Origin of the sequence: Fictibacillus sp. NRS-1165 (assembly GCF_050468105.1) — a bacterium.
GTDB classification, from domain to species: Bacteria; Bacillota; Bacilli; order Bacillales; family Fictibacillaceae; genus Fictibacillus_C; species Fictibacillus_C terrinigri.
Genome location: NZ_JBDPNU010000020.1, coordinates 13,924 through 40,768, shown reverse-complemented (window position 1 = coordinate 40,768; position 26,845 = coordinate 13,924). Strand labels below are relative to the sequence as shown.

The 26,845-nt window shown below is 46.0% G+C and carries 26 protein-coding genes; 24 read left to right on the top strand and 2 right to left on the bottom strand.

Annotation, left to right across the window (positions count from 1 at the left end; genetic code table 11):
• The first annotated feature begins 106 nt into the window (after nucleotides 1–106).
• The 6 genes from hemE to ABHN01_RS08740 all read left to right on the top strand — a co-directional run bounded on the left by hemE (nucleotide 107) and on the right by ABHN01_RS08740 (nucleotide 8,118).
• Entirely contained in the window at nucleotides 107–1,141 is a 1,035-nt protein-coding gene (gene hemE / locus ABHN01_RS08765; protein WP_429875208.1) for a uroporphyrinogen decarboxylase, read from the top strand.
• 5 nt (nucleotides 1,142–1,146) lie between these two features.
• Nucleotides 1,147–2,088 carry a ferrochelatase gene (gene hemH, locus ABHN01_RS08760; protein ID WP_429875207.1) on the top strand — a complete coding sequence of 314 codons (942 nt, stop codon included), beginning with the start codon at nucleotides 1,147–1,149 and terminating at the stop codon, nucleotides 2,086–2,088.
• 2 nt (nucleotides 2,089–2,090) lie between these two features.
• Nucleotides 2,091–3,509, top strand: coding sequence for a protoporphyrinogen oxidase (gene hemY, locus ABHN01_RS08755; protein ID WP_429875206.1), 1,419 nt, complete (start codon nucleotides 2,091–2,093; stop codon nucleotides 3,507–3,509).
• Between the two features lie 143 nt (nucleotides 3,510–3,652).
• Nucleotides 3,653–4,906, top strand: a complete 1,254-nt coding sequence (locus tag ABHN01_RS08750; protein WP_429875205.1) for an ATP-binding protein — start codon at nucleotides 3,653–3,655, stop codon at nucleotides 4,904–4,906.
• Between the two features lie 82 nt (nucleotides 4,907–4,988).
• Nucleotides 4,989–5,558: a TetR/AcrR family transcriptional regulator gene (locus ABHN01_RS08745; RefSeq protein ID WP_429875204.1), complete on the top strand. Its 570-nt coding sequence runs from the start codon at nucleotides 4,989–4,991 to the stop codon at nucleotides 5,556–5,558.
• 166 nt (nucleotides 5,559–5,724) lie between these two features.
• Nucleotides 5,725–8,118, top strand: a complete 2,394-nt coding sequence (locus ABHN01_RS08740; protein WP_429875203.1) for a YhgE/Pip family protein — start codon at nucleotides 5,725–5,727, stop codon at nucleotides 8,116–8,118.
• A gap of 367 nt (nucleotides 8,119–8,485) precedes the next feature.
• Here ABHN01_RS08740 and ABHN01_RS08735 read toward each other — a convergent pair whose 3' ends face one another.
• Nucleotides 8,486–9,208, bottom strand: a complete 723-nt coding sequence (locus tag ABHN01_RS08735) for an amino acid ABC transporter ATP-binding protein (RefSeq protein ID WP_429875202.1) — start codon at nucleotides 9,206–9,208, stop codon at nucleotides 8,486–8,488.
• Nucleotides 9,209–9,433: 225 nt separating this feature from the next.
• Between ABHN01_RS08735 and ABHN01_RS08730 the strand changes: the two genes are divergently transcribed.
• The 18 genes from ABHN01_RS08730 (at nucleotide 9,434) to paaX (ending at nucleotide 26,219) form a co-directional block, all read left to right on the top strand.
• Nucleotides 9,434–10,420 (top strand): LacI family DNA-binding transcriptional regulator, encoded by a 987-nt coding sequence (locus ABHN01_RS08730; protein ID WP_429875201.1) that lies wholly within the window; start codon nucleotides 9,434–9,436, stop codon nucleotides 10,418–10,420.
• Between the two features lie 46 nt (nucleotides 10,421–10,466).
• Complete coding sequence (locus ABHN01_RS08725) at nucleotides 10,467–11,765, top strand: ABC transporter substrate-binding protein (RefSeq protein ID WP_290401820.1); 1,299 nt, start codon at nucleotides 10,467–10,469, stop codon at nucleotides 11,763–11,765.
• Nucleotides 11,766–12,002: 237 nt separating this feature from the next.
• A complete protein-coding gene (locus ABHN01_RS08720) occupies nucleotides 12,003–13,247 on the top strand; it encodes a carbohydrate ABC transporter permease (RefSeq protein ID WP_429875228.1) in 1,245 nt (414 codons plus the stop codon).
• A 30-nt stretch (nucleotides 13,248–13,277) separates the two neighbouring features.
• Nucleotides 13,278–14,105: a carbohydrate ABC transporter permease gene (locus ABHN01_RS08715; RefSeq protein ID WP_429875200.1), complete on the top strand. Its 828-nt coding sequence runs from the start codon at nucleotides 13,278–13,280 to the stop codon at nucleotides 14,103–14,105.
• A 115-nt stretch (nucleotides 14,106–14,220) separates the two neighbouring features.
• The gene (locus ABHN01_RS08710; protein WP_429875199.1) at nucleotides 14,221–14,955 is read left to right on the top strand and encodes an MBL fold metallo-hydrolase; all 735 of its coding nucleotides are present in this window, start codon (nucleotides 14,221–14,223) and stop codon (nucleotides 14,953–14,955) included.
• 117 nt (nucleotides 14,956–15,072) lie between these two features.
• Nucleotides 15,073–16,062, top strand: a complete 990-nt coding sequence (locus tag ABHN01_RS08705) for a lipoate--protein ligase (protein WP_429875198.1) — start codon at nucleotides 15,073–15,075, stop codon at nucleotides 16,060–16,062.
• A gap of 211 nt (nucleotides 16,063–16,273) precedes the next feature.
• Nucleotides 16,274–17,599, top strand: a complete 1,326-nt coding sequence (locus ABHN01_RS08700; RefSeq protein WP_429875227.1) for a phenylacetate--CoA ligase family protein — start codon at nucleotides 16,274–16,276, stop codon at nucleotides 17,597–17,599.
• Between the two features lie 129 nt (nucleotides 17,600–17,728).
• On the top strand, nucleotides 17,729–18,637 hold the full coding sequence (gene paaA / locus ABHN01_RS08695) for a 1,2-phenylacetyl-CoA epoxidase subunit PaaA (RefSeq protein ID WP_425589633.1): 909 nt from the start codon (nucleotides 17,729–17,731) through the stop codon (nucleotides 18,635–18,637).
• Nucleotides 18,638–18,659: 22 nt separating this feature from the next.
• A complete protein-coding gene (gene paaB, locus ABHN01_RS08690; RefSeq protein ID WP_429875197.1) occupies nucleotides 18,660–19,007 on the top strand; it encodes a 1,2-phenylacetyl-CoA epoxidase subunit PaaB in 348 nt (115 codons plus the stop codon).
• Nucleotides 19,004–19,810: a 1,2-phenylacetyl-CoA epoxidase subunit PaaC gene (gene paaC, locus ABHN01_RS08685; protein ID WP_429875196.1), complete on the top strand. Its 807-nt coding sequence runs from the start codon at nucleotides 19,004–19,006 to the stop codon at nucleotides 19,808–19,810. Before paaB ends, paaC begins: the two co-directional genes overlap by 4 nt.
• A 31-nt stretch (nucleotides 19,811–19,841) precedes the next feature.
• Nucleotides 19,842–20,342 carry a 1,2-phenylacetyl-CoA epoxidase subunit PaaD gene (gene paaD, locus ABHN01_RS08680; RefSeq protein WP_429875195.1) on the top strand — a complete coding sequence of 167 codons (501 nt, stop codon included), beginning with the start codon at nucleotides 19,842–19,844 and terminating at the stop codon, nucleotides 20,340–20,342.
• A 93-nt stretch (nucleotides 20,343–20,435) separates the two neighbouring features.
• The gene (locus tag ABHN01_RS08675; RefSeq protein ID WP_290401812.1) at nucleotides 20,436–20,741 is read left to right on the top strand and encodes an EthD family reductase; all 306 of its coding nucleotides are present in this window, start codon (nucleotides 20,436–20,438) and stop codon (nucleotides 20,739–20,741) included.
• Nucleotides 20,734–21,513, top strand: coding sequence for an enoyl-CoA hydratase/isomerase family protein (locus ABHN01_RS08670; RefSeq protein ID WP_290401811.1), 780 nt, complete (start codon nucleotides 20,734–20,736; stop codon nucleotides 21,511–21,513). Before ABHN01_RS08675 ends, ABHN01_RS08670 begins: the two co-directional genes overlap by 8 nt.
• A gap of 12 nt (nucleotides 21,514–21,525) precedes the next feature.
• The gene (locus ABHN01_RS08665) at nucleotides 21,526–22,296 is read left to right on the top strand and encodes an enoyl-CoA hydratase-related protein (protein ID WP_290401810.1); all 771 of its coding nucleotides are present in this window, start codon (nucleotides 21,526–21,528) and stop codon (nucleotides 22,294–22,296) included.
• A gap of 101 nt (nucleotides 22,297–22,397) precedes the next feature.
• On the top strand, nucleotides 22,398–23,267 hold the full coding sequence (locus ABHN01_RS08660; RefSeq protein WP_429875226.1) for a 3-hydroxyacyl-CoA dehydrogenase: 870 nt from the start codon (nucleotides 22,398–22,400) through the stop codon (nucleotides 23,265–23,267).
• Nucleotides 23,264–24,466, top strand: a complete 1,203-nt coding sequence (locus ABHN01_RS08655) for a thiolase family protein (protein ID WP_429875194.1) — start codon at nucleotides 23,264–23,266, stop codon at nucleotides 24,464–24,466. The genes ABHN01_RS08660 and ABHN01_RS08655 overlap by 4 nt, the downstream gene beginning before the upstream one ends.
• Before the next feature lie 12 nt (nucleotides 24,467–24,478).
• Entirely contained in the window at nucleotides 24,479–25,258 is a 780-nt protein-coding gene (locus ABHN01_RS08650) for an enoyl-CoA hydratase-related protein (RefSeq protein ID WP_429875193.1), read from the top strand.
• A gap of 73 nt (nucleotides 25,259–25,331) precedes the next feature.
• Nucleotides 25,332–26,219 (top strand): phenylacetic acid degradation operon negative regulatory protein PaaX, encoded by an 888-nt coding sequence (gene paaX, locus ABHN01_RS08645; protein ID WP_429875192.1) that lies wholly within the window; start codon nucleotides 25,332–25,334, stop codon nucleotides 26,217–26,219.
• Nucleotides 26,220–26,271: 52 nt separating this feature from the next.
• Here paaX and ABHN01_RS08640 read toward each other — a convergent pair whose 3' ends face one another.
• A complete protein-coding gene (locus ABHN01_RS08640) occupies nucleotides 26,272–26,784 on the bottom strand; it encodes a gamma carbonic anhydrase family protein (RefSeq protein ID WP_429875191.1) in 513 nt (170 codons plus the stop codon).
• Nucleotides 26,785–26,845 lie beyond the last annotated feature (61 nt).

Here is a 26,845-nt window from a genome sequence, read left to right as displayed (position 1 = left end):
GGGTTTCTGGAGTTTAAATTAAAGGAATTCATAGTAGGTCGGGACACAAAGTATAGGAAGAATCGTGGTTCGGGCTTTTGCTTCAAAGCAGAAAGGTGTGTTGATCATGACAGTTAATGAGGAGTTTTTAAAAGCCTGCCGAAAAGAGAACAACAGTTTTGTACCGGTTTGGTATATGCGCCAAGCAGGGCGTTCACAGCCGGAGTATCGAAAACTGAAGGAAAAATATTCGCTTTTTGACATAACTCACCGCCCGGAGCTTTGTGCTCAGGTTACGAAACTTCCTGTGGATCAGCATGGAGTAGATGCTGCGATTCTCTATAAGGATATTATGTCCCCGGTTCCCGCCTTGGGCGTAAACGTTGAGATCAAGTCAGGTGTAGGGCCTGTTATTGATGTTCCTGTGCGCACGATGGCTGATGTCGAAAAACTCGGGACGATTCAACCGGAAAAGGATGTTCCTTATGTTCTGGACACCATCAAACTGCTTCGCGAGCAGCTGGAAGTACCGCTCATTACCTTTGCGGGTGCGCCGTTTACGATCGCCAGCTACATGATAGAAGGTGGTCCCTCAAGAGATTACCACTACACAAAAGCATTGATGCACTCTGACCCTGAAGCGTGGTTCCTGCTGATGGACAAGCTTGGTGATATGACCATTGCCTATGCCAAGGCTCAAATAGCTGCAGGTGCTCAGGCGTTTCAGATTTTTGATTCCTGGGTGGGTGCACTGAATGCTGAAGACTTCAGAACGTATATCAAGCCAGTCATGAACCGGATTTTTTCTGCGCTTCGCGGCGAAGGGGTTCCGCTTATACTATATGGAACGGGAGCCCGTCATCTTCTTCTCGAATGGAATGATCTGCCGATCGATGTCATCGGTCTTGATTGGAGGACATCTCCAAGAGAAGCAAGACAGATGGGGATCACGAAATCGCTGCAGGGTAACTTGGATCCATCAATTCTATTGGCCCCATGGAAGGTTATTGAAGAGAAAGCGAAGCGGATCCTTGACGAGGGAATGGAAGAGCCAGGGTTCATTTTTAATGTGGGAAAAGGGATATTTCCACAGGTACAAGTCGAGACCCTTCAGCGTTTAACAGCATTTATACATGATTATTCTTCTAAAAAACTGGGGTGACCATTTTGGGAAAACGAAAAGTAGGACTGCTTGTCATGGCTTACGGAACTCCGGGAAGCCTTGATGAAGTAGAGCCGTATTATACACATATCAGACACGGAAGAAAGCCTTCGGAAGAGCAGCTGCAGGATTTAACACACCGTTATGAAATGATCGGCGGGATCTCTCCTCTAGCGAAGATTACCGAAGAACAGGCATTAAGGCTAGAAGAGATGATGAACAGCCGTCATGAAGACATTGAGTTTAAAAGTTATTTAGGGTTAAAACATATTGACCCATATATTGAAGATGCCGTTAAACAAATGAAGGAAGATGGGATTACGGAAGCAGTATCCGTTGTTCTTGCACCTCATTACTCTACGTTCAGTGTAAAATCTTACAACTCCAGAGCGGCTGAGCAAGCGGAAAATCTTGGAGGCATTCAAATTACCTCTATTGATCAATGGTATGACAATCCCAAATTTATTGATTATTGGGTGAATGAACTCAATAAGATAATGGATGGGATCCCATCCGGAGAAAAGGAAAAGACTGTCGTGATTTTCTCGGCACACAGCCTGCCCGAACGAATTTTGCAGATGGGAGATCCTTATCCGGATCAGCTGAAGGAAACGGCAGATCTTATTGCTTCCAAAGCCGGTATCCCTCACTATACGATCGGCTGGCAAAGCGCAGGTAATACGCCCGAACCTTGGATCGGGCCGGATGTGCAGGATTTAACAAGAGATTTGTATAAAGAGCACGGCTATACGTCCTACGTCTATTGCCCGGTTGGATTTATCGCAGACCACTTGGAAGTGCTGTTTGATAATGACTATGAATGCAAGGTAGTAACGGAAGAACTTGGCGTAAACTATTATCGTCCAGCCATGCCGAATGCGAAAGACACATTTATCGATGCACTTGCTGATGTTGTTTCAGAAGCCTTAACTCAAAAAGGAAAGTGATAATGATGCCTCAACGGAAGCATGTTGTAATCATCGGCGGTGGGATAACAGGATTGACCGCCGCTTTTTACTTGCATAAAGAAGCGAAGGAAAAGAACCTTCCGATCACCTATACGCTCATTGAAGCATCCGATCGTCTTGGGGGGAAGATAAAAACCATTCATCGGGATGGTTTTGTGATTGAACGCGGACCGGATTCTTATTTAGGGCGAAAGCAGAGCCTGACGAAGCTAATTGAAGAAGCCGGCCTCTTAGGTCAGCTCGTTTCAAACGAAACAGGTCAGGCGTACGTCATGTCTGGAGGCAAACTGCATCCGATCCCTGAAGGTGCAGTAATGGGGGTTCCGACTAAGGTAGGTCCGTTCATTAAAACCAAATTATTTTCCAAAGCAGGAAAAGCAAGAGCCGCAATGGACCTTGTACTGCCTCGCCGTGATGGAGCAGATCAGGATATCTCTGTCGGCCATTTTTTTCGCAGAAGGCTCGGCGACCAGGTTGTTGAAAACTTGATCGAGCCCTTGCTGTCTGGAATTTATGCGGGGGACATCGACCGGCTGAGCCTGCAATCCACGTTCCCGCAGTTTCAGGATGTGGAAAGAAAATCAAGAAGCTTGATCCTCGGTATGAAGCAGAAAATCCCTAAGCCTGAACGGCCGGGGACATACGGCAAAAAGAAACAAGGGCAGTTCTTAACCCTTTCCTCCGGCCTCGAATCCCTTGTTGAAAGACTTGAGGAGCTTCTGGAGGAGAAGAGCATCTGGAAAAACAAAAAGGTCTCAGGCATCCATAGAGAAGACACTGGCAGATACCGGGTTGAACTGGAAGATGGCACGAATACACATGGCGATTCGGTGATATTGGCTTCTCCTTATTCAGTAGCCAAGCAGCTGCTGCCTGAAACCGTAAGAGTGGAAGAGTTTCATTCCACGCCATCTACTTCAGTCGCTACGATCGCTATGGCTTTTCCAGCGTCCGCCCTAAAAAATGATATTAATGGCACCGGTTTTGTCATTTCGAGACAAGAACCTACCACCATCACCGCCTGCACGTGGACACACCGTAAATGGCCGCATACAACACCTGGAGGAAAGGTATTGATCCGCTGTTATGTCGGCAGGGCGAACAATCAGGATATCGTTTTTGAGTCGGATGAAACGATTTTAAAAGCTGTGATGAATGATTTGAATAAAATCATGGATATTACCTCTGAACCTGAATTTTATTATGTTTCCCGCTGGATTCAATCCATGCCTCAATATGAGGTTAACCACAAACAACGGTGGCAAAAACTGCAGGACAACCTTTCAGCCTATTATCCGGGTGTTTATGCGGCTGGTGCTTCCTATGAAGGGGTAGGACTTCCGGATTGTGCAGCTTCAGCTCAAAAGGCAGTTAACCATATCATTGAAAGCATGCGATAGGCCCATGGAACCTATCGCTCTTTTTTATGCTCAAGAGCTCCAGCGTCGGTCACCCCTAAACGGCCGTTTCAGCTTTTAAAAATATAGGAATAATGTAGTTATACTTGTTTTTTGCAGGGACCTGCTGAAAGGACTTAATAGTGATGAAATACTTTTTACAGCCGCTTTTTGTGAATATAGCTGTTATCTATTCTTTAACCTATATTGGCAATACAATCGCTCCTTTCTTAATGAATCGAAAGATGACGCTAAAGGCGAAGCTTCTGTATGGCGGGATTGCCGGTGTGTGTGCTTTGTTCTGTATGGCGTATCCGATCGAAACGCTGAGGGACTCTTTTTTTGACCTGAGAAATGTTCCAATTGTGGTGGTGACACTGTACGCAGGATGGCTGCCTGGGGCGATTTGCACAATAGTCGTTTCCGTTGCCAGGCTTTTGCTCGGCGGCCAGTTTGCAGTTATTGGCGTTGTGCTTGCTTTAGTTGCGTATATCATCGGAGCGGCATACAAAGGTTTTTTTAGCGGAGATAAGAAAAAATGGAGAGCGGCGATCGTTCTGGGAGCCGTATACACGATCATTTATATGATGATCATTCATTATGAGATGGACTTTCTTCCAGGAGATTTTTATTTGGTTTATTTCATCTGCTTTCATGTTTCCTTCTTTTCTACCATTTTGCTGATCGAGAGGCTGGCCGCGATCAATATGAGACTGGAAGAAACCGCGTACCTCGACAAACTTTCTGTCGTCGGGCAGATGGCGGCAGCGATTGCGCACGAGGTGAGGAACCCGCTGACTACCGTACGGGGGCTTATTCAGTTTTTGGCGAAAGATACGGAAGATAAGAAGCTGGAAGAGTTTGCACCTCTTATCCTGGATGAACTAGACCGTACCAATAAAATCATCACCGATTATTTAACCTTGGTGAAGCCTGGCAAGCCCAATCTAAAGAATTTAAATCTGAATGTGTTGATCCATGATACTCTCTCTTTGCTGAGGCCGTACGGATACCTGCATAATACAGCCATCCTGTTTAAAGAAACAGGTGAGAATGAACAAATTGTTGCCGATGAGCAGCATGTAAAACAATGCCTGATCAACATAATTAAAAATGCGATTGAATCTACGGAAGGCAAAGAAGGCTTGATTACCATCTATAAACATTCGATTTCCAAAAATTCTATCACCCTTGCGATTGAGGACAATGGAAAAGGGATGTCTGAGCAAGAACTTCAGCAGATCGGGCTTCCTTTTTATACGACGAAGACTAAAGGCACAGGTTTGGGTACAATGATTATTAGCAGGCTCATCCGGGACATTGGAGGGAGTGTGCGGTATGAGAGCCGACCGGAGAAAGGGACGAAGGCTTTGCTGTCCTTGCCTCTAAAATCTTCCTAACGGTCTTGTGTGAATGGCAATAACATGGTAAAGTTTGAAATTGACCAGATATTAAAATTGGTCAATGAAAGGAAATGAGTCCATGATTGATCGAAAACAAAATATTATTGAAGCTGCAGCGAAATCATTTTCGCTGTTTGGATATAAGGCCACCACTATGGATCAAGTAGCTAAGATTGCCAACGTGGGTAAAGGGACGATCTATACTTTTTTTGAAAATAAAGAAGAACTGTTCAAAGAGATTGTAGCTGATCTTGTCAAGCAGATCCGGCATGTAGCCAATGATGCCATTAAGGAAGACCGTGCGTTTCACCAGAACCTTCATTTCGCCTTGTATGGTGTGCTGGACTTCAGAAAGTCCCACCAGCTGGCCATCAAGATTGCACAGGAAGGAAAGGAGCTGAACACACCTGCTGTAAAGGAAGCAAGTGACATGCTTGAGAAAGCCGTCCTTACCTTTATTAAGCAAGAGTTGGGGAAGGCGATCGATAAAGGTGAGATTAAGAATTGCAATACAGAAATTACTTCTTATGTCATGCTGAAGATGTATGTTTCTCTCGTTTTTGACTGGGAGCAGGAACATGAGCCCCTCAGCAAGGAAGAAATTGCTGATATTTTTGAAAAAATGCTGATCACAGGGCTTAAGAAGTAACAGTTGTAAAGCTCCGCCATTCATGGTATTTTTGTAAATGACTAAATTTTAATTTTAGTCATTTTTCATGTGATCTCTCTGTAGATCTCTCTTTTTTTTTAATTAAAATGACCAATTGACTAAAATAGTCATATCGTATGAAAAGATAGGAATGGGTGATATGCAAATGATAAGGAAACAATTTGGGGCGGTTCTCCGAAATCCAAAAGCACTGATACCGATTGCAGCGATACTGTTTATTCCAATCCTGTACAGCGGCATCTACTTATGGGCTTTCTGGGATCCATACTCACATACAGATAAACTGCCTGTTGCTGTAGTAAACGAGGATAGGGGAGCGAAGCTTGAAGGAGAAAGGCTGCAGATCGGTGATGATTTAGTAAAAGAACTGAAGGATAATCAAGACTTCGATTGGAAGTTTGTCAATACGGCTAAAGCTGAAAAAGGTTTAAAGAACAATCAATATTATGCAGTGATCGAGGTTCCGGAAAACTTTTCAGAAAAAGCAAAGACTGCAATGGATCCTCATCCAGAAAAGCTTCAGTTAAAATACAAAATAAATTCTGGATACAACTATCTCGCCTCCCAAATCGGCAAGAAGGGGGTAGAACAGCTTGAACATAAGCTCTCAAATGAAATTTCTAAAACGTATACCGGTCTCATTTTCGATAAAATTGGTGAGATGGGTGATGGATATAAAAAAGCATCAGATGGTGCAGGTAAATTAGCCGAAGGTTCATCGAAGGCTTCTGGCGGTTCGCACGATCTTGTTAAAGGCACTGAAACATTCTCAAACAAAACGAAAGATCTTCACAGCGGATTAGGCCGGCTGGCAGGAGGATCATCAAAGCTGTCTGAAGGCTTGAAGCAATCAGAAGATGGAGCGGGTAAACTCTATACTGGAATGAAAGAAAAATCGCCAGAAATCGACCAGCTCAGCAATGGGGCAAACAGCCTTGAAAAGGGCCTGAACAGTCTCTCCAACGGACTGCATCAGCTTGATCAAAAGGGAAGCGAGATTATATCCGGACAACAACAGCTGTCTAAAGGTGTTAATGACTTGAAAAAGGGAGCGGCCGACGCCTATTCAGGATCAGCTGTACTCCAAAACAAAGGAAAAGATCTGGAGCACGGTGCCAATGACCTTAAGGATGGAGCGTCCCGCTTGTCTGCAGGGATGACATCTTTAAAAGACGGTGCTGACGAAACGGCAGCTGGAGCAAAAACCCTAAACGAAGGACTTGCTGCTCTTAAAGCGGAAATGGAGAAAAATCCTGAACTGCCAAAAGCGGTCATTCTTGCAAAAATTGCAGCCCTAGAAAAAGGAAGCAAGCAAGTAAGCGGCGGGACTCAAGAAGTAGCCGATGGAGCAGCCCCTATAAAAGTCGGTGCTGATGATCTCTCTGCTGGAGCCGACAAATTATCAGCAGGGCAAGAAATGTTTCAAAAGGGTGTAGAGGCACTGCATGCGGGACAGAAAAAACTGGTGGATGGCACGGATCAGCTGGCTGCCGGATCGCAAAAGCTGCTTGATGGAACAAAAATGTTCATGTCCAAGATGGGTGAAGCCAAATCTGGAGCTGATCAATTAGCTGACGGTTCTGCCAAATTGTCGGCAGGTACTGCAGGCTTGTCTCAGGGCTGGTCAGGGCTTGTCGATAATGTCGGCAAACTCAGCGAAGGCCAGACGAAACTCGCAAAAGGGAGCATCGACCTTACGAATGGGCTGCAAAGTGCAAGAGAGGGCTCAGGCAAGCTGAGTGATGGAGCCCGCCAGCTGAACGAAGGGGCAGGTAAACTGGCTTCCGGTGTGGATTCTCTTAAATCCGGCAATAAGAAATTGGCTGGAGAATTGAACAGTGCCGCAGATCAGGCACAAAAAGCAAAAGCAACGGATGATGAAGTAAATATGATTTCCAATCCAGTAAACACATTGAATGCCAGCACGGTTAAGGATATGACTTACGGAACAGGGCTTGCGCCATACTTTTTATCTCTTGGATTGTTTGTTGGTGCACTCATGCTGACCATCGTGTTTCCGCTGGTGGAACCCGCGGTGAAACCGAACAATGCATTCAGCTGGTTCTTCAGTAAATATGCTTTTATGGCGGTAACGGGGATCTTTCAGGCTCTTATTGCTGACCTGATTCTGCTTAAAGGACTTGACCTTGAAGTTCAGAGCACGGGCGGATTTGTTCTATTCAGCATTATTATCAGTCTAGCCTTTATGGCCATTATTCAGTTCCTTGTCACAACGATGGGGAACCCCGGCCGTTATATTGTTATCCTCATGCTTATTTTCCAATTAACATCGAGCGGAGGAACATTCCCGACAGAGATGATCCCGTCTTCCCTGCAAAAAGTGCACTTCTTTATGCCGATGTCTTATTCTATCGCAGGGCTGCGAGCTGTTATAACAACAGGAGATTACAGCCTTATGTGGAAGAACGCCATCGTGCTTGGGTACTTTATGGTTCCGATGCTCGCAGCATCACTGCTGTTTTTCACGGTTAAAATGAAGAAGTTCAGAAATGATGAGCCTAGTGCGGGTGCTATTTAACATTAAGGCGAACTTGCAGGAAAATCAGCGAAAAAGACATGTCAGAAATGAACGCAAAAGCAGGCATTATAAGAAAGAACTTAGAGACGTTGCAAGGGATTTCCTTAAAGACAGAAGGTTGATCAAATAAAAGCGCCATAAAAAAAGCCTGGCATCGCCAGGCTTTTTTTCTATGGAGTAATGTCCAGCTTCAGCGCCCAAGGCTGAAAACGAACTTCAGTTTTCAGCATAGGCCCTCGATAGATTGAAAAATAAGATCCTCTTTTCATCATTAGTCGGCTTCACTCTTACTCCACAACACAAAAAGCGTGTTGCAGTGTAAAAGCTCCGGCGCTTGTCGGGCCTCAGCGTGGCGCTTGCGCTTTTCTTATAAAACTTTGCTTAAAAACGATTTTGTCCGCTCATGCTTAGGATTTCCGAATAATTCGGATGGAATGTTCTCTTCGACGATATATCCGCCGTCCATGAAGATCACACGGTCACCGACCTCGCGGGCAAAGCCCATTTCATGGGTAACTACGACCATCGTCATTCCTTCCTTCGCGAGCTGTTTCATAACTTCAAGAACTTCTCCCACCATTTCGGGATCCAGTGCTGAAGTGGGTTCGTCAAACAGCATGATTTTAGGATCCATAGCCAGTGCGCGGGCAATGGCTACACGCTGCTTTTGTCCGCCGGATAATTGTCCGGGATAGCTGTCTGCTTTGTCTTTCAAGCCAACTTTGGATAGAAGGGCGAGCGCTTTTTCTTTAGCTTTGGCAGGTTCCATTCCCCGTACTTTAATCGGTCCAAGTGTGACGTTCTCCAAAACCGATTTATGAGGGAAGAGGTTGAACTGCTGAAACACCATGCCGACATCCTGGCGCACGACGTTAATGTTCACTTTCGGATCTACAAGATTGTAGCCGTTAACGATCACTTCTCCGCCTGTAATATCCTCAAGTTTATTTAAACAGCGGAGAAACGTGCTTTTCCCTGAACCTGACGGGCCGATCACACAGACCACTTCCCGTTCCTTGATTTCAGAGTTGATATCTTTTAATACTTCTAAATCCCCAAAGGATTTTTTTAAGTTTCGTACTTTAATCATTGAGAATACGTTCCCCCTATTCACACAATCTCTTTATCGTTTTCCTGATGTTAACTCGATTATACCTTTTGAAAGGAGAGAATGCGATGAATAAATGTTTTATTTAAAACTATAATAAAAATTTTTAGAAAACTTATTGACCGTATAGGAAGTTTAACCTATACTCAATCTATGAAACCGATTTCATGATTTCGATTTCATAGTGAGAAATGAAGGAGAAACGCAATGGCAACTATTCACGATGTAGCAAAGCTTGCCGGGTTATCGAGAACGACAGTCTCCAGAGTAATCAATCAGCATCCGTATGTTACGGATGAAAAGAAAAGACTCGTTATGAACGCGATGGAAGAATTAAATTATGTACCGAATTCTTCTGCCCGACGGTTAAGAAAACAGCAGACTGAAACCATTGCCGTTTATGTCCCAAGGATTACAAATCCCTTCTTCAGCCAAATGGTTGAGGTCATGGGAAACTATGCAGCCGAAAAAGGATACCAGCTGATTCTTTGCCAAACGAGCTATAGCCGAAACCAGGAGATCAATTATCTTGAGCTGTTGAAAACAAAGCAAGTAGACGGGCTGATCCTCACATCCATCGAGAACGAATGGAGTGACATTGAACCGTACATGAACTTTGGGCCGATTATGCTTTGTAATGAGTACAATGATGAAGCCAAGGTCCCGACCGTCTATTTAAACCAAATTGAAGGCGGTTACATAGGGACTCGCCACCTCATCGAGCAGGGCCATACAAAAATCGGCTACTGCTCAGGAGACAACACAGAATCTCGTGTAGCTTCTGACCGGTACAAAGGTTATAAAAAAGCATTAGCTGAGGCAGGCCTTCCACTCAACGAGAAGTGGTTCCTGACAAGCGCGTACAGCATTGAAGATGGCAAACGGATCTTCAAGGAAATAGCCAGCATGAAGGATCCGCCCACTGCAGTATTTACCGGCAGTGATGAAGTAGCAGCAGGGATCTGGAAGGAAGCGGTCAATCATCAATGGCGGGTGCCGGATGATTTGGCCATCATAGGTTTCGATGACCAGCCAGTTGCAGAATTAATCGGTTTGACGACGATTGAGCAGCCGATCGAGGAAATCGCAAAGCGGGCAATGGAACAAATGATTGAAACCATAGAAAAGAAACTGCCAAGCAAAAGAAAAGAAATTCAGCTTGATTTTAAATTGGTTAAACGGCGGTCTACCTGAATTTAAACCAGCGGCCCGCAAATTATATTAAAGGGGGATAACCTTGATGAACATCAAAAAGATCTCAAAGGTCATTACAACATCTCTTGCTCTTTCACTCGTTTTGTCTGCATGCAGTGACAACAAAGCAAGCACAGACGAAAAGGCAAAGGATTCCGGCAGCAAAGGGAAAAAAGTCGAGTTGATTTATGCCCGCGGTAAAGATGATACACATGCTACACAAAAGATGGTAGCAGCGTTCGAGAAGAAGTATCCGAACATCGATGTTAAATTCCGTGAGATGCCTGCTGACACAGGAAAACAGCATAATGCGTATGTAACAGCATTCAACGCGAAATCGGATGAGATCGACGTTTTTGATATGGATGTTGTATGGCCGGCAGAGTTTGCACAGGCAGGCTACGTTATGCCTCTGGACCGTTTCATCCAAAAAGATGGTGTAAAGCTGGACGAGTATAACGAAGGTGCATTAAGCGCTTCGAAGTTTAAAGGAAAACAATGGGCGCTTCCAAAGTTCATTGATGCCGGTATGCTTTTCTATCGTACTGACCTTGTAAAATCACCGCCTAAAACGTGGGATGATCTTTTAAAACAGGCGAAAGCAGATAAAGGGAAAGGCGGCACCAAGTTCGGATACTTGATGCAGGCGAAGCAATATGAAGGGCTTGTCTGTAATGCGGTTGAATTTATCGCTTCTTATGGCGGAGAGATCATCAATGAAAAGGGAGAAGTTGTAGTTGATTCTCCCGAAGCTGTAAAAGGAATCAAGAAGCTCGTGGAGGTTGCCTCTTCAGATGTGGTTCCGAAGAACGTAACAACATTTGCTGAGCCTGAATCACATACCGCTTTCATTAACGGTCAATCTGCTTTCATCCGTAACTGGCCGTATCAATTTGCTCTTGCTAATGATAAATCACAATCCAAAATCGTAGGTAAAGTAGGCGTGGCACCACTTCCAGCCGGTGATAAAGGGCCTGCTGCTGCACTTGGCGGATGGCAAGCGGGAATCAACAAGAACACCGATGTACCGAAAGAAGCTTGGTTGTTCCTGAAATTCATGGCGGGTGAAGAAGGACAGAAGATTGATGCGATCAACGGCGGACATGCTCCCACGATCAACAAATTGTTCGAAGATCCAGAGGTTCAAAAAGCAAACCCTTACTTTAAAGAAGAAGGATTTGTCAACGCCCTTAAATCAGCGGTTTCCCGTCCTGTAGCGCCGAACTACACAGAGATCTCTGATATCATTCAAATCCAGGTCTCTAAAGCAATCGCTAAAGAGATCACACCAGAACAAGCAGCGAAAAACATGCAAAAAGAAATTTCTGCAAAGCTTGATAAGTAATAGCTTGAACGATTAAATGCATAAGCCTTCATTTAAATGGGGGCTTATGCAAAATAATTAATGGTATCGATTCCAGAATGAGATGGATGGGCTGTATGCTTCGCCAGTCCATCGATGGCATTCGTAATGTAAGGAGTGGAAAAAGTGGAAGTTAAACTAAATCCAAAAAAACAGCCGAAACCGGTAAAGCCCTCTTCTGGCAACAAACGAAAAGCATCTGAAAGCAGATTGGGCTATATGCTTGTTGCTCCATCCTTGATATTAATTCTCCTTATCGCAGTCTGGCCTGTACTTCAATCTTTTTATTACAGCATGTTCGATCTCAGGCTAAATAATCCAACGAAATCCGAAGTAAACTTGAGCTATCATATTGATCTAGAGAAGTATTTGAACAGCTACCCATTTCTGATCACTACACTCGAAGACGAGGCAGGGAAAGCCACGGGTTCGGCGGCAGACACGCTGAACGGTTTGGTTAAGGAACTGAAGGATGTAGATGCTGGCATACAGAGTGATGCCGCCGTTAAGAAACAATATGATCAAGTTGATGATAAACTGACCAACATGGAGCCGGTAAGTGATGAACTAAGCTCGGTAAAGGTTGATAAAGCCGATGCGATGAAGCTTGATGAGACGCTTCATAAGGTTTCCGCAAAAGTTAAGGCGCTTAAGGGACTTGAAAATGAAGAGGATGCTCTCGGACTGTCTTCTTCCCTGAACGAAGCGGTAATCAAGCCTAACTTTATCGGATTGGACCATTACAAAAGCAATCTGACGGACAAGAGGATGTGGATGGCGATCTGGAACACGAGCGCGTTTACCATCATCTCTGTATTTATCGAACTGGTAATTGGACTTGCGATTGCTCTATTAATCAATAAAGCTTTCTTTGGAAGAGGCTTGGTCAGGGCGACGATCCTCATTCCATGGGCGATACCAACCGCCGTTTCCGCGAAGATGTGGCAGTTCCTCTACGATGGACAGAACGGGGTTGTTGCAAAGATTTTTGAAAAAGTCGGCCTCGTTGACAATGCGACCGATCTGCTGACAAGCAATATTGGAGCCATGTTCTCTATTATTTTTACAGATGTCTGGAAAACCACTCCTTATATGGCTTTATTGCTTCTAGCAGGCCTGCAGACGATTTCGTCTTCACTCTATGAGGCCGCCTCGATCGACGGAGCGACCAAATGGAAACAGTTCACGACCATTACACTGCCTTTGTTAAAATCCAGTATTCTGGTAGCGCTGCTGTTCCGTACACTTGATGCTTTCCGGGTATTTGACCTCGTCTATGTATTGACAGGGGGAGGGCCTGCCAACTCAACAGAAACGATATCAATTCTGGCGTACAAAAGGATGTTCGAACAGACCAATTTTGGGGATGGTTCAGCACTCTCAGTCATCGTCTTTGTCTGTGTTGCCGTCATTTCCATGATTTTCATCAAGTTTCTTGGCCGTGACCTGTTAAACGACAAGTAGGACAGTTACTGTAAAAAGGAGTGAGAATTCGTGAATAAAAAAGCAGGACCGTTGTTTTATATCTTTCTTGCCATCTTTGTATTTGTCGTAATGTTCCCGTTTTTATGGATGCTCGTCAGTTCGATCAAGCCGATTACAGAGCTGTTTGGGGATAAGGCGTTTACACCATTTACAAGCCATCCCACATTTGAAAACTATGTATCGGTATTCACTAACTATCCGTTTCTTAAATACTTATGGAACAGCTTCGTTGTTTCGGGTATTACAACCTTATATACCGTTTTAATCGCGTCATTTACCGCCTATGCCATCGCACGGCTGCAGTTTAAAGGGAAAACGGTAATTCTCGGGCTGGTGCTTTCGGTATCCATGTTCCCGCAGATCGCTACCATCTCACCGATCTATATTCTATTGAAAAATATCGGGTTGACCAACAGTTACTTGGGACTGATCATTCCTTACACAACGGTTACGCTTCCGCTGTCCATCTGGATTCTGGTCACATTCTTCCGCAAGATCCCGTTTGATCTGGAAGAAGCAGCAAAGATGGACGGAGCAAGCTTGATGCAGACGTATTGGAAAGTCATCCTGCCGCTGGCTGTGCCAGGAATCTTTACGACCGCAATTCTCGTATTTATTGCGGCATGGAATGAATTCCTGTTCGCCTTAACGATTAACACCGATGATAAATTGAAAACCGTTCCGGTCGGTATTGCGATGTTTGAAGGACAGTTCACCGTGCCTTGGGGCGACATCACAGCAGCAACGGTTATTGTGACGATTCCTCTCGTAATCATGGTTCTGCTGTTCCAGCGAAGGATTGTTTCGGGTCTTACATCCGGAGCCGTAAAAGAATAGTAGATAAGCTTTTCGTTTTTAGGTGCCTGGCACCCGTTTTTGACAGATGTCAAAAAGCGGTGCCTGGCACCTTTTAAGGTTATACTAGAACAAAACAGACAAGGAAGTGAATCAAGTGAAGCTAACGGTAATTGGGTTTTGGGGCGGTTATCCGGGAAAGGGAGAAGCCACTTCGGGTTATCTTCTCCAGCATGGGGGTTTTAATCTGCTGATCGACTGCGGGAGCGGTGTTTTGTCCGGCTTGCAGAATTATGTAGGGGTTGAGGAATTGGATGCTGTAATCCTGTCTCACTATCACCATGATCATGTGGCCGATATCGGTGTTCTGCAGTATGGCCGTCTCGTTCAGTCCTTTTTACAAAAGGGTGTGTCAACACTGCCCGTTTATGGTCACACAGAAGACCAAAAAGGGTTTCAGAGTTTAACCTATCGCTCCGCAACGTTTGGTAAAGCCTATTTTCCGGAACAGCTGCTGCAGATTGGTCCGTTTCACATCTCCTTTATGGCGACAAAGCACCCCGCGCCATGTTATGCGATGAGAATCACAGATGGAAGCAAAACCTTCGTCTATACAGCAGATTCTGCTTATCTTTCTGACTTTGTTCACTTCAGTAAAGGTGCAGATCTGCTCATTTCAGAATGCAATTTTTACAGCGACCAGGATGGAAGCGGACCGGGGCATATGAACTCTCATGATGCGGCAAACATTGCAGCCCAAGCGGAAATTCCTCATCTCCTGCTCACACATCTGCCGCATTTCGGCGAGCATAGACAGCTCATCTGGCAAGCGGCAGAAAGGTACTCGGGTAAAGTGGAAACCGCGCGTACCGGATGGACGTGGGGAGAGTAAGTATTTTCCATTATTTGTTATGTGTTGAGAAGACTGGCAGCTTGCTATTCTTCTAAAAGAGTTGTATAACGAAAAAGGAGAAATTATTTCTAACAGAGCAGTGAAGGAGAATAAGCGATGCTGTTTATTGATAACCGTAATATTACGGATCCAAGGATAAACCTTGCCATTGAGGAATACGCTTTAAAAAACCTGGATATTAACGAAACGTATCTTTTATTTTATATTAATGAGCCTTCCATCATCATTGGGAAGAACCAGAACACAGTAGAAGAGATCAATGCCGATTATGTGCGTGAGCACGGCATCCATGTCGTCCGCCGTCTTTCCGGTGGGGGAGCGGTATATCATGATACCGGCAACTTGAACTTCAGTTTTATTACGAAAGATGACGGCAATTCTTTTCATGATTTTAAAAGGTTTACGGACCCTGTCGTCAAGGCGCTCAACAAGCTTGGTGTCCATGCGGAGCTTAGCGGAAGGAACGATATTCTCGTCGATGGGAAGAAGATTTCAGGAAATGCGATGTTTACGACCAGAGGCAGAATGTTTAGCCATGGTACACTGATGTTTGATTCTGAAATTGAAAATGTTGTGTCTGCACTTAATGTAAAATTGGACAAGATTCAATCAAAAGGCATCAAATCGATTCGCAGCCGGGTTACCAACATTAAAGAGCATATGAATAAAGAGATGACGATGGAGGAATTCGAGCAGATCCTTCTTTCCTATTTGTTCGAAGAATTTGAGGAAATCCCGCGCTATGAACTGACCGAGGTAGACTGGGAACAAATCAATAAGATATCTGAAGAAAGGTACCGCAATTGGGATTGGAACTATGGCAACTCTCCAAAATCCAATGTGGAGCTGTCCAACCGTTTTGCTGGAGGATCAGTGGATGTAAAGCTTCAGATCGAAAAAGGCATCATTCGCGAATGTAAAATTTACGGTGATTTCTTTGGGGTAGGCGATGTAAGTGACATTGAACAACGGCTCATAGGGACCCGCTATGACAGAGGAGAGCTCGAAAAAGCGCTGGAGGACGCAGACATGCGTCATTATTTCGGAAATGTAACGAGAGAAGAATTTTTGGACTTGCTCTATTGAATAAATTGCTGTGCGAGTCGGCTTAAAAGACAGCTTTGGCATAAGCCACAGCTGTCTTTTTTTTTGCCCATGCTCCATTTGACAGAATAGTTGTAAAACGATAAGATTTAGTAAATAGTATTACATATATAATTTAAACGAAAATAAAACGTCATACTGAACGGCTGAAAATGAAAGGGCTTTCATACTAAAAAAGAGGTGAATGAAGTTGATTTTTAATCGGGAAATGGAATGCATGGAACGAGAGGAAAAGCAGGAACTTCAATTATCAAGACTAAAGAAAACGATTGAAAAGGTATATGAAAGGGTTCCTTTTTACCGAAAAGCATTTGCAGAGAAAGGGATATCACCCGAGGAGATTCATTCACTGGAGGATATAAAAAAATTGCCGTTCACCGTAAAAAAGGATCTTAGGGATCATTACCCCTTTGGCCTTTTTGCTGTGGAGACAAAAGAGCTTACGCGCGTTCACGCTTCTTCGGGGACGAGCGGCAAGCCTACTGTTGTTGGTTATACCGCTAAGGATATTGAAAACTGGAGCGAAATGGTGGCAAGGTGTATCGCGATCGGAGGAGGAGAGCCGGGCAAATTTCTTCATAACGCCTACGGATACGGACTGTTTACCGGAGGGCTTGGCCTTCATTTCGGTTCTGAACGGCTTGGGATGGTGACGGTGCCGGTTTCCGGCGGCAACACAGAACGCCAAATCTTACTCATTGAAGATTTTGAGCCGGAAGTGATATGCGGTACTCCGTCCTATATCCTCACCATCGCAGAAAGAATGGAGAAAATGGGGAAAGATCCCCGATCGACTTCATTAAAATACGGCATCTTTGGAGCTGAGCCATGGTCAGAGGAAATGCGTGCGGCGCTAGAGGATAAGCTGAATATCAAAGCGATGGACATCTATGGGCTAAGTGAAGTAATGGGGCCAGGTGTAGCTATGGAGTGCCATGAAGCACAGGATGGACTGCACATTATGGATGACCATTTTCTTGTGGAGGTGATCGATCCTGAAACCCTTGAACCGGTTGCTGAAGGAGAAACGGGAGAACTGGTGTTTACAAGTTTAACGAAGGAAGCTTTTCCGGTCATTAGATATCGAACCGGTGATATTGCTTCTCTTCAAACAGAGAAATGCGCATGTGGGCGTACCTCCGTCCGGATGTCTCGGGTTAAAGGCCGGATTGATGATATGCTCATTATCCGCGGAGTGAATGTTTTCCCTTCCGAAATTGAAAATTGTCTTCTGAAAGCAGCGGATCTTGTACCTCATTATCAGCTTCATGTACATTCAGAGGGGCTGAAAGAAAATGTTCACCTGCACGTTGAAATCACTGAGGATTGTTTCACACGCATGGAACAAAATCTTGACCATGAGAAATTGGAACAGCTCAAAGAACGGGTTAAACACGCGGTTAAAAGCAGCTGTCTTGTAAATCTCGAGATCCATCTGCTTCCGCCAGGCTCCATTCCAAGGTCTGAAGGGAAGGCGGTTCGTGTGATCAGACATAAAACCGCTCAATTAGGTGTTTAGCTGGTTGTTATTTATATGACGATAATTTATAATAACGGTAAATAAACGTAATATAATTAGGAGGGGCTAATTGTGCAGGCAGGTCTTAGCTTTGAACAGTTAACGAACGATGAAAAGCACCAGCACTTTATGGATCGGATCAACCGCGGCGAAAAGATTGAAGCCGATGATTGGATGCCGGATGATTATAGAACAAGTTTGATCAGACTCATTTCCATGCACGGCATTTCAGAAATAATGGGAGCGCTTCCAGAAAAGGAGTGGGTGCCAAAAGCACCGTCACTTCACCGTAAATTGGCCATTATGGCAAAAGTTCAGGATGAGATGGGGCACGGACAGCTGCTGCTTCGTGTAGCAGAAGACCTGATGGCCCCGCTCGGGAAAACAAGAGAAGACATCATGCAGGACCTGTTCTCCGGCCGGCTGAAATTCCATAATGTTTTTCACATGGAAGCTCCGACGTGGGGGGATGCAGGAATGATAGCTTGGCTCGTGGATGGGGCTGCCATCATTTCACAAAGCATGATGCTTGACTCATCCTACGGCCCATACGCCAGAGCATTAAAACGCATCTGCGCTGAGGAAGTTTTCCATGCACAGCACGGAGAGAGCATTATTCTCGCTCTTGCTGAAGGCACACCTGAACAGCGTGCATTGCTGCAGGACTCCCTGAACCGATGGTGGAAATCACTGATCATGTTCTTTGGACCAAAATCTGCAAAGGAAACCGGCAACTCTAATGCAGACAAAAACATTATGTATAAAATCCGGACGAAAACCAATGAGGATCTTCGCCAGGAGTTCTTCACCAAATATATTCCGCGAATCTGGGCGCTCGGGCTCACCATTCCGGATGAAACGATACATTTTGACGAGGAAACAAGGATGTGGGTGTATGAGGACGTGGATTGGAAGGAATTTAAGCAGATCGTTTCCGGAAACGGCCCTCGTTCACAGGATCGTTTGGATTTGAGAAGGCGGTCCTACGATAGCAATGGATGGGTGCGTGATGCACTGGCTGCCCAAAAGGCGATCTAGAACGGAGGAGAGTGGATAAATCATGGGCGAAAAAGGAAATCAATTCTACAACGTGTATGAAGTTTTCAGCAAGAAGACGGATAAAGCTCCGTTTCAGCATCAGTTCAGCCTTCTGGCGCCGAACGCTGATATGGCTCTTGTCATGGCAAAGGAAAATTTTTTTCGCAGGGAGCCAGTGGCTGATATCTGGGTCGTCAAACGGGAGAACATCCGCGGATTATCGCAAGGAGAGAGGGAGATGCTCAAGAAGCTCGATAAAGATTATAGGGAAACCAAAGGATACGGCTACCTGAAGAAAAAATGGCGTGATTACAACCAGGAGCAGTTTACAGAAAAGCACATCATGGGCGGAAGGGAAGAGAGCCGATGAACACTGAATCAATGCATCAACAGGAAAGAACAGAACTGAAAGAACTGATCTATCAGCTGGCAGATGATGATTTTATCCTCGCGTACAGAGGATCGGAATGGCTCGGGCTCGCCCCGCATATCGAAGAAGACGTGGCTTTTTCTTCCATCAACCAGGACATGATGGGGCATGCTTCTATGTACTATCATCTCCTCGAGGATCTTGGGGAAGGGGATGCGGACCGCATTGCACATCTTAGAAAGCCGGAGGAATTCCGCAATGCCATCCTTCTCGAAATGGTGAACGGAAGAGGAACCTATCTTGATAAACCGGACTATGACTGGGCATTTGCTGTAGTAAGAAATTACTTTTATGCGATCCATAAACAAGTTCGTCTGGAGTCACTGAGGGTTTCTTCATATGAACCACTGGCAAATGCAGCAAAGAAGATCATGATGGAGCAATATTACCACTTGATGCACTGGGAAATTTGGTTTAAACAGCTGGTAACGAGCACAGATGATGCGAGGCAGCGCATGCTCGCTGCCGTGGATAAAGTATGGAAGGAATTTGGCGGGGTCCTGACCCTCGGTCCTTCCTATGGAGAATTTGTAAAAGCCGGATTGATTGAAGATGAACCGCTGCTGAAAAAACGCTGGCTGAACAGGATCGAGAAGGTGTTTCAGGAAACCGGAATCGAGCTTGCCGGAGAACCGGCGATCGAGAGCGGGAACGGCCGTAAAGGCGAGCATACTGCGGATCTTGCGGAAGCTTTGGCCACTCTATCCGAAGTTTATGCGACCAACCCGGCATCCGGCTGGTAAAAGAAAGGCGGGACCGGAAAGGAGAGACAGCATGGTCACACAGCCTATGAATCTCAAGGATAAAGTGTTATTAGCGCTAAAAGAGGTGAAAGACCCCGAGATGGATTCAGTCAGTATATTGGACCTTGGAATGATTGAAGACATTGAGGAAAGCGAAGGCTCTGTACTTATTAAGGCGCTGCCTACGTTTGTCGGCTGTCCGGCCCTTCCGATCATTGAAAGGGATATCAAACGGGCTGCCAGTGCGGTAGAAGGTGTGAAAAATGTGGTAGTGGAGTTTGTGTATAAACCAGCCTGGACGACGGACAGGATTACTGATGAAGGAAAAAAGAGATTAAAAGAGTTTGGAATCGCTCCTCCCCCGGCAAACCATGTGATGGGGGAACCTTGGAGCATCGATTGTCCTTACTGCGGATCAGCCTATGTAACCATGGAAAATTTATTTGGGCCGACCGCCTGCCGCAGCATCCTGTATTGCAAGTCTTGCAAAAATCCATTCGAAGCGATGAAGCCAGTAGCCGATATGAACTGAAAGAAAAAGGGGAAAAAGACAGTTTTATAGAAAAGGTTTAATGCAGCCTCAATACGGCGAACCACCAAATAAACAGTCGAAAGGAAGATACTGATGGTAAAATTGATCGCACTTTATAAAACTCCGGAGAACAAGGAAAGTTTTGATGACCATTATTTCGGCACACATACAGAAGTAACGAAAAAGATTCCAGGGCTTCGCAAAATGGAGGTCACAAAGATTGTAGGTTCACCGATGGGAGAAAGCAAATATTACTTGCTCTGTGAAATGTACTATGACGATCATGAGTCGTTGAAAGCAGGCATGAAATCCGCTGAAGGAAAAGCTTCCGGAAAAGATTTGATGTCCTTTGCCGGTGAGCTTGTCACTTTGATGATCGGTGAGGAAGTGAATGAGTAAATTTACAACGATAACGGCAAAAGTTGAAGAAGACGGCATTGCACTGATTGAGCTCAACCGCCCTAAAGTGCTGAATGCCATAAACCGAAGTATGGTATCTGAGCTTCTGTCTGCTTTTGAGCAATTTGACCGTGATGGCCGAGTGAAAGCCATCGTTCTTACCGGAAACAACCGTGCATTTGCGGCCGGGGCTGATATCGATGAGATGATGAATGACGACGCCATCACGCTTGAACTGCTTAACCAGTTTAAGGACTGGGATCAGCTGCACACCATTAAAAAACCGATCATCGGCGCAGTAAGCGGATATTGTTTCGGTGGCGGATTTGAGCTTGCCCTGTGCTGTGACATCCTTTTCGCATCCGAAAAAGCGCAGTTCGGTTTTCCGGAAATCAAGCTTGGCGTGATGCCTGGCGCAGGAGGAACTGTGAAGCTGACCAAGCTTATGGGTCAGAAGAAGGCTCTGGAATGGCTGTGGCTCGGTGAACCGATGTCTGCGAAGGAAGCACATCAGCACGGGGTGATCAATAGGGTAGTAGCTCCTGAACTCGTGTTGGAAGAAGCTGTGAAATTCGCACGAACCATCGCCTCAAAAGCGCCGCTCTCCTTAAGATTGATTAAAGAGACGGTCTACAAAGCGGTTGATGATTCGGTTCTTGACGGCATGCAGTTTGAAAGGAAAAACTTCTACCTGCTGTTTTCATCTGAAGACCAAAAAGAAGGCATGAAAGCTTTTGCTGAGAAACGGCGGGCTAATTTCAAAGGCAAATAAGGAGGGATACCGATGTTTGAAACGATCATGTACGAAACAAGAGCCGGAGTGGCATGGATTACACTGAACAGGCCTGAAAAGCTCAATGCGTTCACAAGTGTGATGCACAAAGAGATGCTTTCCGCTTTAAAAATGGCTGGCAAAGATGAAGAAGTCCGTGCTGTCGTCATCACCGGCGCAGGGCGAGCGTTCTGCTCCGGACAGGACCTTGGGGGAAGTGAAAACCCGGATTACGGTGAAGTTCTCCGCCAAGGCTATAATCCAATGGTGCAGGCACTTGTTTCCATTGAGAAGCCGGTCATCGCAGCTGTAAACGGAGTGGCGGCAGGTGCCGGAATGAGCCTGGCACTTGCATGTGATTTCAGGGTGGCTTCTGATAAAGCCAGCTTTATTGAAGCATTCATCCATGTAGGCCTGGTACCGGACTCCGGCAACCTGTATTTCCTGCCTAGGCTGGTAGGACATGCCAAGGCGATGGAACTTGCTGTTTTAGGTGAGAAGGTTACTGCTGAACAGGCAAAGGAATTCGGCCTTGTTACTAAGGTTGTTTCCGATGCAACGTTCGTTCAGGAAGTGGAGACGTTTGCGGTTCGGCTGGCCAACATGCCGACGAAGGCGATCGGTTTGATCAAACGTTATATGAATAAAAGCTGGGAGAGCGATCTGACAGAAGTTTTGGAATACGAGGCGCTTGCTCAGAAAACCGCTGGGGGCACAGTGGATCATAAAGAAGGGGTCACAGCCTTTATGGAGAAACGAAAGCCCGTTTTTACAGGAAAATGATTCAATAAGTGGCTTTATAAGCTTATATGTATATAAAAGCGGGCTGCAGCAAGGCTCGCTTTTTGCCGACATTCAGGGAACGCAGAGGAGGAGAACCATTGATGCAGTCCATCGTTGTTATCGGATCAGGAGTAATGGGAAGGGGGATTGCCTACTGTGCAGCGGCAGGCGGTTTCCACGTACAGCTTGTGGACGTACAGGAGAAAGCTTTAAAAAATGCTGAAGCCGAAATAGAATCCATTTTTTCGAAAGGGGTTGCCAGAGGAAAGATAACGGCAGAAGAAGCAGAAGCAGCGAAACAGCGGCTCTTTTACTCAGGCAATATGTCAGAAGCCGCAAGAGGTGCGGATCTGATCATTGAAGCCGTACCGGAAAATCTTGAGATCAAAAAAGCGGTATTTACCGAGCTTGATCAAGCGGCGCCAAGCCATTGTTATTTGGCGACCAACACATCGACCATGAGCCCGACAGAGATTGGTTCATTTACACAGCGGCCTGAGAAGGTTATCGCAATGCATTTCTTTAACCCGGTCCATAAGATGCCGCTTGTTGAAATTGTCAGAGGACATGAGACGAGCGATGAAACAGCAGCTGCTGTTAAAGAGGCAGCCGGGCGGATGGGCAAGGAAACAGTCATTGTTAACGAATTTCCTGGCTTCGTGACGAGCCGCATCTCGGCCATGGTCGGAAATGAAGCGTTCTATATGCTGCAGGAAGGCGTAGGTACTCCGGAAGAAATCGATAAAGCGGTCAAACTTGGTCTCAACTATCCGATGGGTCCATTTGAACTCGGCGATTTGGTCGGTCTGGATACACGACTGAACAATTTAAACTATCTGCATCAGACCCTGGGAGAAAAATACCGTCCATGCCCGCTGCTGGTAAAGTATGTGAAGGCGGGAAGGCTTGGACGCAAGACCGGCCGCGGCGTCTATGATTATATGACGGAGAAGGGCGGCGTAACCAAATGAGAGAAGCGGTAATTGTCGATGCCGTAAGGACGCCGATCGGCCGATACAAAGGCGGTTTGAAAAATGTCCGGCCGGATGATCTTGCGAGTATTGCCATTAGGGCGCTGCTGAAGAGGAACCCGAATGTACCAGCCGCAGACATTGAAGAGGTTATACTTGGAAACGCAAATGGAGCTGGAGAGGATAATCGGAATGTAGCTCGCATGGCTGCATTACTGGCTGGACTTCCTGTAGAAGTCGGCGGTACGACGATCAATCGATTGTGCGGTTCTGGTCTTGATGCGGTTATTTATGGAGCAAGGGCAATCATGGCGAATGAGGGGGACATCTTCATTGCCGGCGGAACGGAAAGCATGACGAGAGCACCTTTTGTCATGGCCAAGCCGGATGCAGAGTTTCCGCGCGGTGACATGAAGATGTTTGACACAACGATCGGCTGGCGGTTCATCAATCCGTTCCTTGACGAAAAATATGGCACGGATTCCATGCCTCAGACAGCAGAAAATGTGGCGCAGCGTTATAATATTTCCCGTGAGGCCCAGGACAGCTTTGCGGCACAGAGCCAGCACAGGGCCCAGAAAGCGATTGAATCAGGGCGCTTGAATGAAGAAATCGTTCCAGTGGTCTTAAAAGATAGAAAAGGCAATGAAAGCATTTTTGACAAGGATGAGCATCCTCGACCAGGTACAACGGCTGAAAAATTGTCAGAACTCAAGCCGTTGTTTGCCGGCGGTACGATTACTGCAGGAAATGCTTCCGGCGTGAACGACGGTGCAGCAGTGCTGATGTTGATGAGCGCTGAAAAAGCGAAAGAATTGGGTGTGAAGCCGCTGGCGCGTTATAAGGCTGCTGCTGTGGCGGGACTTGAGCCGTCAGTGATGGGGCTCGGCCCGATTGAAGCGAGCAGAAAAGCGGTGCAGCGGGCCGGCATCACGCTGGATGACCTCGGACTGATCGAGTTGAACGAAGCCTTTGCTTCACAGTCACTGGAGTGCATCAAACAGTTGGAGCTTGATCCTGAAAAAGTAAATGTGAATGGAGGGGCCATCGCTTTTGGACATCCGCTTGGAGCGAGCGGCGCAAGAATTCTTACATCACTGATTCATGAGATGAAGAAGAGAAACGTGCAGCATGGGCTCGCCACGATGTGTATTGGTGTAGGCCAGGGCATCGCTGCCGTCGTTGAAAATATAGAGTAAGGGGAGAATGAAATGCCGGAAGCCATACTTTTTGAGGTAAGAGACCATATTGCTTACGTTACGTTAAACCGTCCGGAAGTGCTCAATTGTTTTAACTACCCCACACTGAAGCGGTTGGGTCAGGTCGTTGAGGAGATCCATCATGATCAAGGCATCCGTGTCGTCATTTTCACAGGAGCAGGAGAAAAGGCATTCAGTGCAGGGGCGGACCTTAAAGAGAGGCGTACTCTGTCGGAAGCGGATGTTAAGCGCAACGTGCGGAAAATCAGGGATGTGTTCTCCAGTATTGAGGCGCTTCCGCAGCCTACGATCGCTGCGATTAACGGCCATGCGTTCGGCGGGGGGTTTGAGCTGGCACTTGCTTGCGATCTCAGAGTTTCTGTTGATTCAGCTTCAATGGGACTCACTGAGCTTAGCTGGGCGATTATTCCGGGTGCAGGCGGCACACAGCGGCTTCCACGGCTGATTGGGCAGGCGAAAGCGATGGAGCTGATTTTGACAGCGAAAAAACTGAGGGCGGATGAAGCCTGGGAATACGGCATTCTGAATAAAACGGTATCGAGAGAAGCGCTCATACCGGTTTGTGAAGAGTATGCAGCGGCCATACTGAAGAACGGGCCGATCGCTGTACAGCAGGCGAAGTACTCCATCAAGCATGGTATGGAAACGGACCTGCAGACAGGGCTTGCGATCGAGGCTAAAGCCTATGAAGTGACCATCCCTACAAAAGACAGAGTGGAGGCGCTGGAAGCCTTCAGTGAAAAAAGGGCTCCTGTTTTTAAAGGGGAGTAGGGCTTGTTCTGCTCAAGCTGTTTTGGTAGGATAAGAGTCATCAAAATTGACAGTAAGCAAATGAGGGACAGTCATGCAAAACAGTTTAAACACGCGTTCAATGATTTTTACGCTGTATGGAGATTACATACGCCATTACGGCAATGAAATATGGATTGGAAGCCTAATCCGTTTACTGGAGGAGTTCGGCCACAACGAACAGGCGGTAAGGGCAGCCATTTCCCGTATGAACAAACAGGGCTGGATCGTGTCGCGAAAGCAGGGGAATAAGAGTTTCTATTACTTGACTCCGCGCGGAGCCAGGCGAATGGATGAGGCAGCCAAACGGATATTCAAGCTTCAGCCTGAGAAGTGGGATGGTACATGGTACATGTTTACGTATACTATTCCGGAAGAAAAGAGAAGCATCAGGGACGAACTAAGAAAAGAATTGGTATGGAGCGGGTTCGGTCTTTTGGCCAACAGCTTCTGGATCTCTCCCAACAACCAGAAGGAGCAGATCAAGCAGATGATGGAGAAATACGAGATTCAGGATTTTGTTCACTTTTTCACGGCGAAATACGAAGGGCCGCATGAAAACGCTCAGCTTGTTAAAGAGTGCTGGGATCTGGCAGAAACCAATCAGAAATATGATGAGTTCATCAAAACGTACTCCCAAAAGTATGTGATTGATAAGAATAAGATCGAAAAAGGCGAGATGACAGATGGCGAGTGTTTTGTGGAACGGACTAAGCTGGTGCATGAATACCGCAAGTTCCTGTTTGTTGATCCCGGGCTTCCTCAGGAACTCCTTCCATCAGACTGGCTCGGTGATTATGCGGCATCCTTATTTGGAGACTATTACAGAACTCTCGCCGGACCTTCCAGCCGGTTTTTTGAAGAGATCTATCAAGAAGGCAATGAACTGAAAAGAGACAAATCCTACAACGCAATGAACCATCCGTTCATCCAGGAACTGTAGATTTGTAAACAAAAGCACTTTCATCCTGAGCGGGAAAGTGCTTTTTTCACCTTTATTTTAGCTCCTTCTTAAACATCTGTCCTTTTTGCTGATACGTTTCAATCGTTATACGGATAATCTCAAGGTCCTTGGCGTTCAACTCCCGGATGACCTGCCCCGGAGCGCCCATCACCATCGTACGGGGCGGAATCTTTTTTCCGGGAGGAATAAGGGCGTTAGCACCTATAAAGGCTTGTTCACCGATCTCAGCGCCATCGAGGATTGTCGCTCCCATGCCGATCAGCGCCCCTTTTCTGACCGTACATCCATGAAGGATCACATTGTGGCCGATTGAAACTTCATCTTCAAGAACGAGAGGATAATGTTCGTATAGATGCAGTGTACAGTTATCCTGGACATTGCACCGGTCCCCGATTGTGATCGGGCCTTCATCCGCGCGAAGGACGCTGTTAAACCAGATGCTGGATTCTTTACCGATTTTGACATCGCCAATGATATGTACGCCAGGCGCTATAAAAGCGCTTTCATCAACTTGCGGCTCTTTTCCGTTAAATGTGTAATTCATAGAATAGATCCTCCCTGTTGTTTTGACTATTGTTATTAAAAGTATAACAGATTCGTAGAAA

Coding starts and splice junctions, on each gene's coding strand:
- hemE (WP_429875208.1), top strand. CDS start 107: ATGACAGTTAATGAGGAGTTTTTAAAAGCCTGCCGAAAAGAGAACAAC.
- hemY (WP_429875206.1), top strand. CDS start 2,091: ATGATGCCTCAACGGAAGCATGTTGTAATCATCGGCGGTGGGATAACA.
- ABHN01_RS08750 (WP_429875205.1), top strand. CDS start 3,653: ATGAAATACTTTTTACAGCCGCTTTTTGTGAATATAGCTGTTATCTAT.
- ABHN01_RS08745 (WP_429875204.1), top strand. CDS start 4,989: ATGATTGATCGAAAACAAAATATTATTGAAGCTGCAGCGAAATCATTT.
- ABHN01_RS08740 (WP_429875203.1), top strand. CDS start 5,725: ATGATAAGGAAACAATTTGGGGCGGTTCTCCGAAATCCAAAAGCACTG.
- ABHN01_RS08735 (WP_429875202.1), bottom strand. CDS start 9,208: ATGATTAAAGTACGAAACTTAAAAAAATCCTTTGGGGATTTAGAAGTA.
- ABHN01_RS08730 (WP_429875201.1), top strand. CDS start 9,434: ATGGCAACTATTCACGATGTAGCAAAGCTTGCCGGGTTATCGAGAACG.
- ABHN01_RS08725 (WP_290401820.1), top strand. CDS start 10,467: ATGAACATCAAAAAGATCTCAAAGGTCATTACAACATCTCTTGCTCTT.
- ABHN01_RS08720 (WP_429875228.1), top strand. CDS start 12,003: ATGCTTGTTGCTCCATCCTTGATATTAATTCTCCTTATCGCAGTCTGG.
- ABHN01_RS08705 (WP_429875198.1), top strand. CDS start 15,073: ATGCTGTTTATTGATAACCGTAATATTACGGATCCAAGGATAAACCTT.
- paaA (WP_425589633.1), top strand. CDS start 17,729: ATGGATCGGATCAACCGCGGCGAAAAGATTGAAGCCGATGATTGGATG.
- paaB (WP_429875197.1), top strand. CDS start 18,660: ATGGGCGAAAAAGGAAATCAATTCTACAACGTGTATGAAGTTTTCAGC.
- paaC (WP_429875196.1), top strand. CDS start 19,004: ATGAACACTGAATCAATGCATCAACAGGAAAGAACAGAACTGAAAGAA.
- paaD (WP_429875195.1), top strand. CDS start 19,842: ATGGTCACACAGCCTATGAATCTCAAGGATAAAGTGTTATTAGCGCTA.
- ABHN01_RS08675 (WP_290401812.1), top strand. CDS start 20,436: ATGGTAAAATTGATCGCACTTTATAAAACTCCGGAGAACAAGGAAAGT.
- ABHN01_RS08670 (WP_290401811.1), top strand. CDS start 20,734: ATGAGTAAATTTACAACGATAACGGCAAAAGTTGAAGAAGACGGCATT.
- ABHN01_RS08665 (WP_290401810.1), top strand. CDS start 21,526: ATGTTTGAAACGATCATGTACGAAACAAGAGCCGGAGTGGCATGGATT.
- ABHN01_RS08660 (WP_429875226.1), top strand. CDS start 22,398: ATGCAGTCCATCGTTGTTATCGGATCAGGAGTAATGGGAAGGGGGATT.
- ABHN01_RS08655 (WP_429875194.1), top strand. CDS start 23,264: ATGAGAGAAGCGGTAATTGTCGATGCCGTAAGGACGCCGATCGGCCGA.
- ABHN01_RS08650 (WP_429875193.1), top strand. CDS start 24,479: ATGCCGGAAGCCATACTTTTTGAGGTAAGAGACCATATTGCTTACGTT.
- paaX (WP_429875192.1), top strand. CDS start 25,332: ATGCAAAACAGTTTAAACACGCGTTCAATGATTTTTACGCTGTATGGA.
- ABHN01_RS08640 (WP_429875191.1), bottom strand. CDS start 26,784: ATGAATTACACATTTAACGGAAAAGAGCCGCAAGTTGATGAAAGCGCT.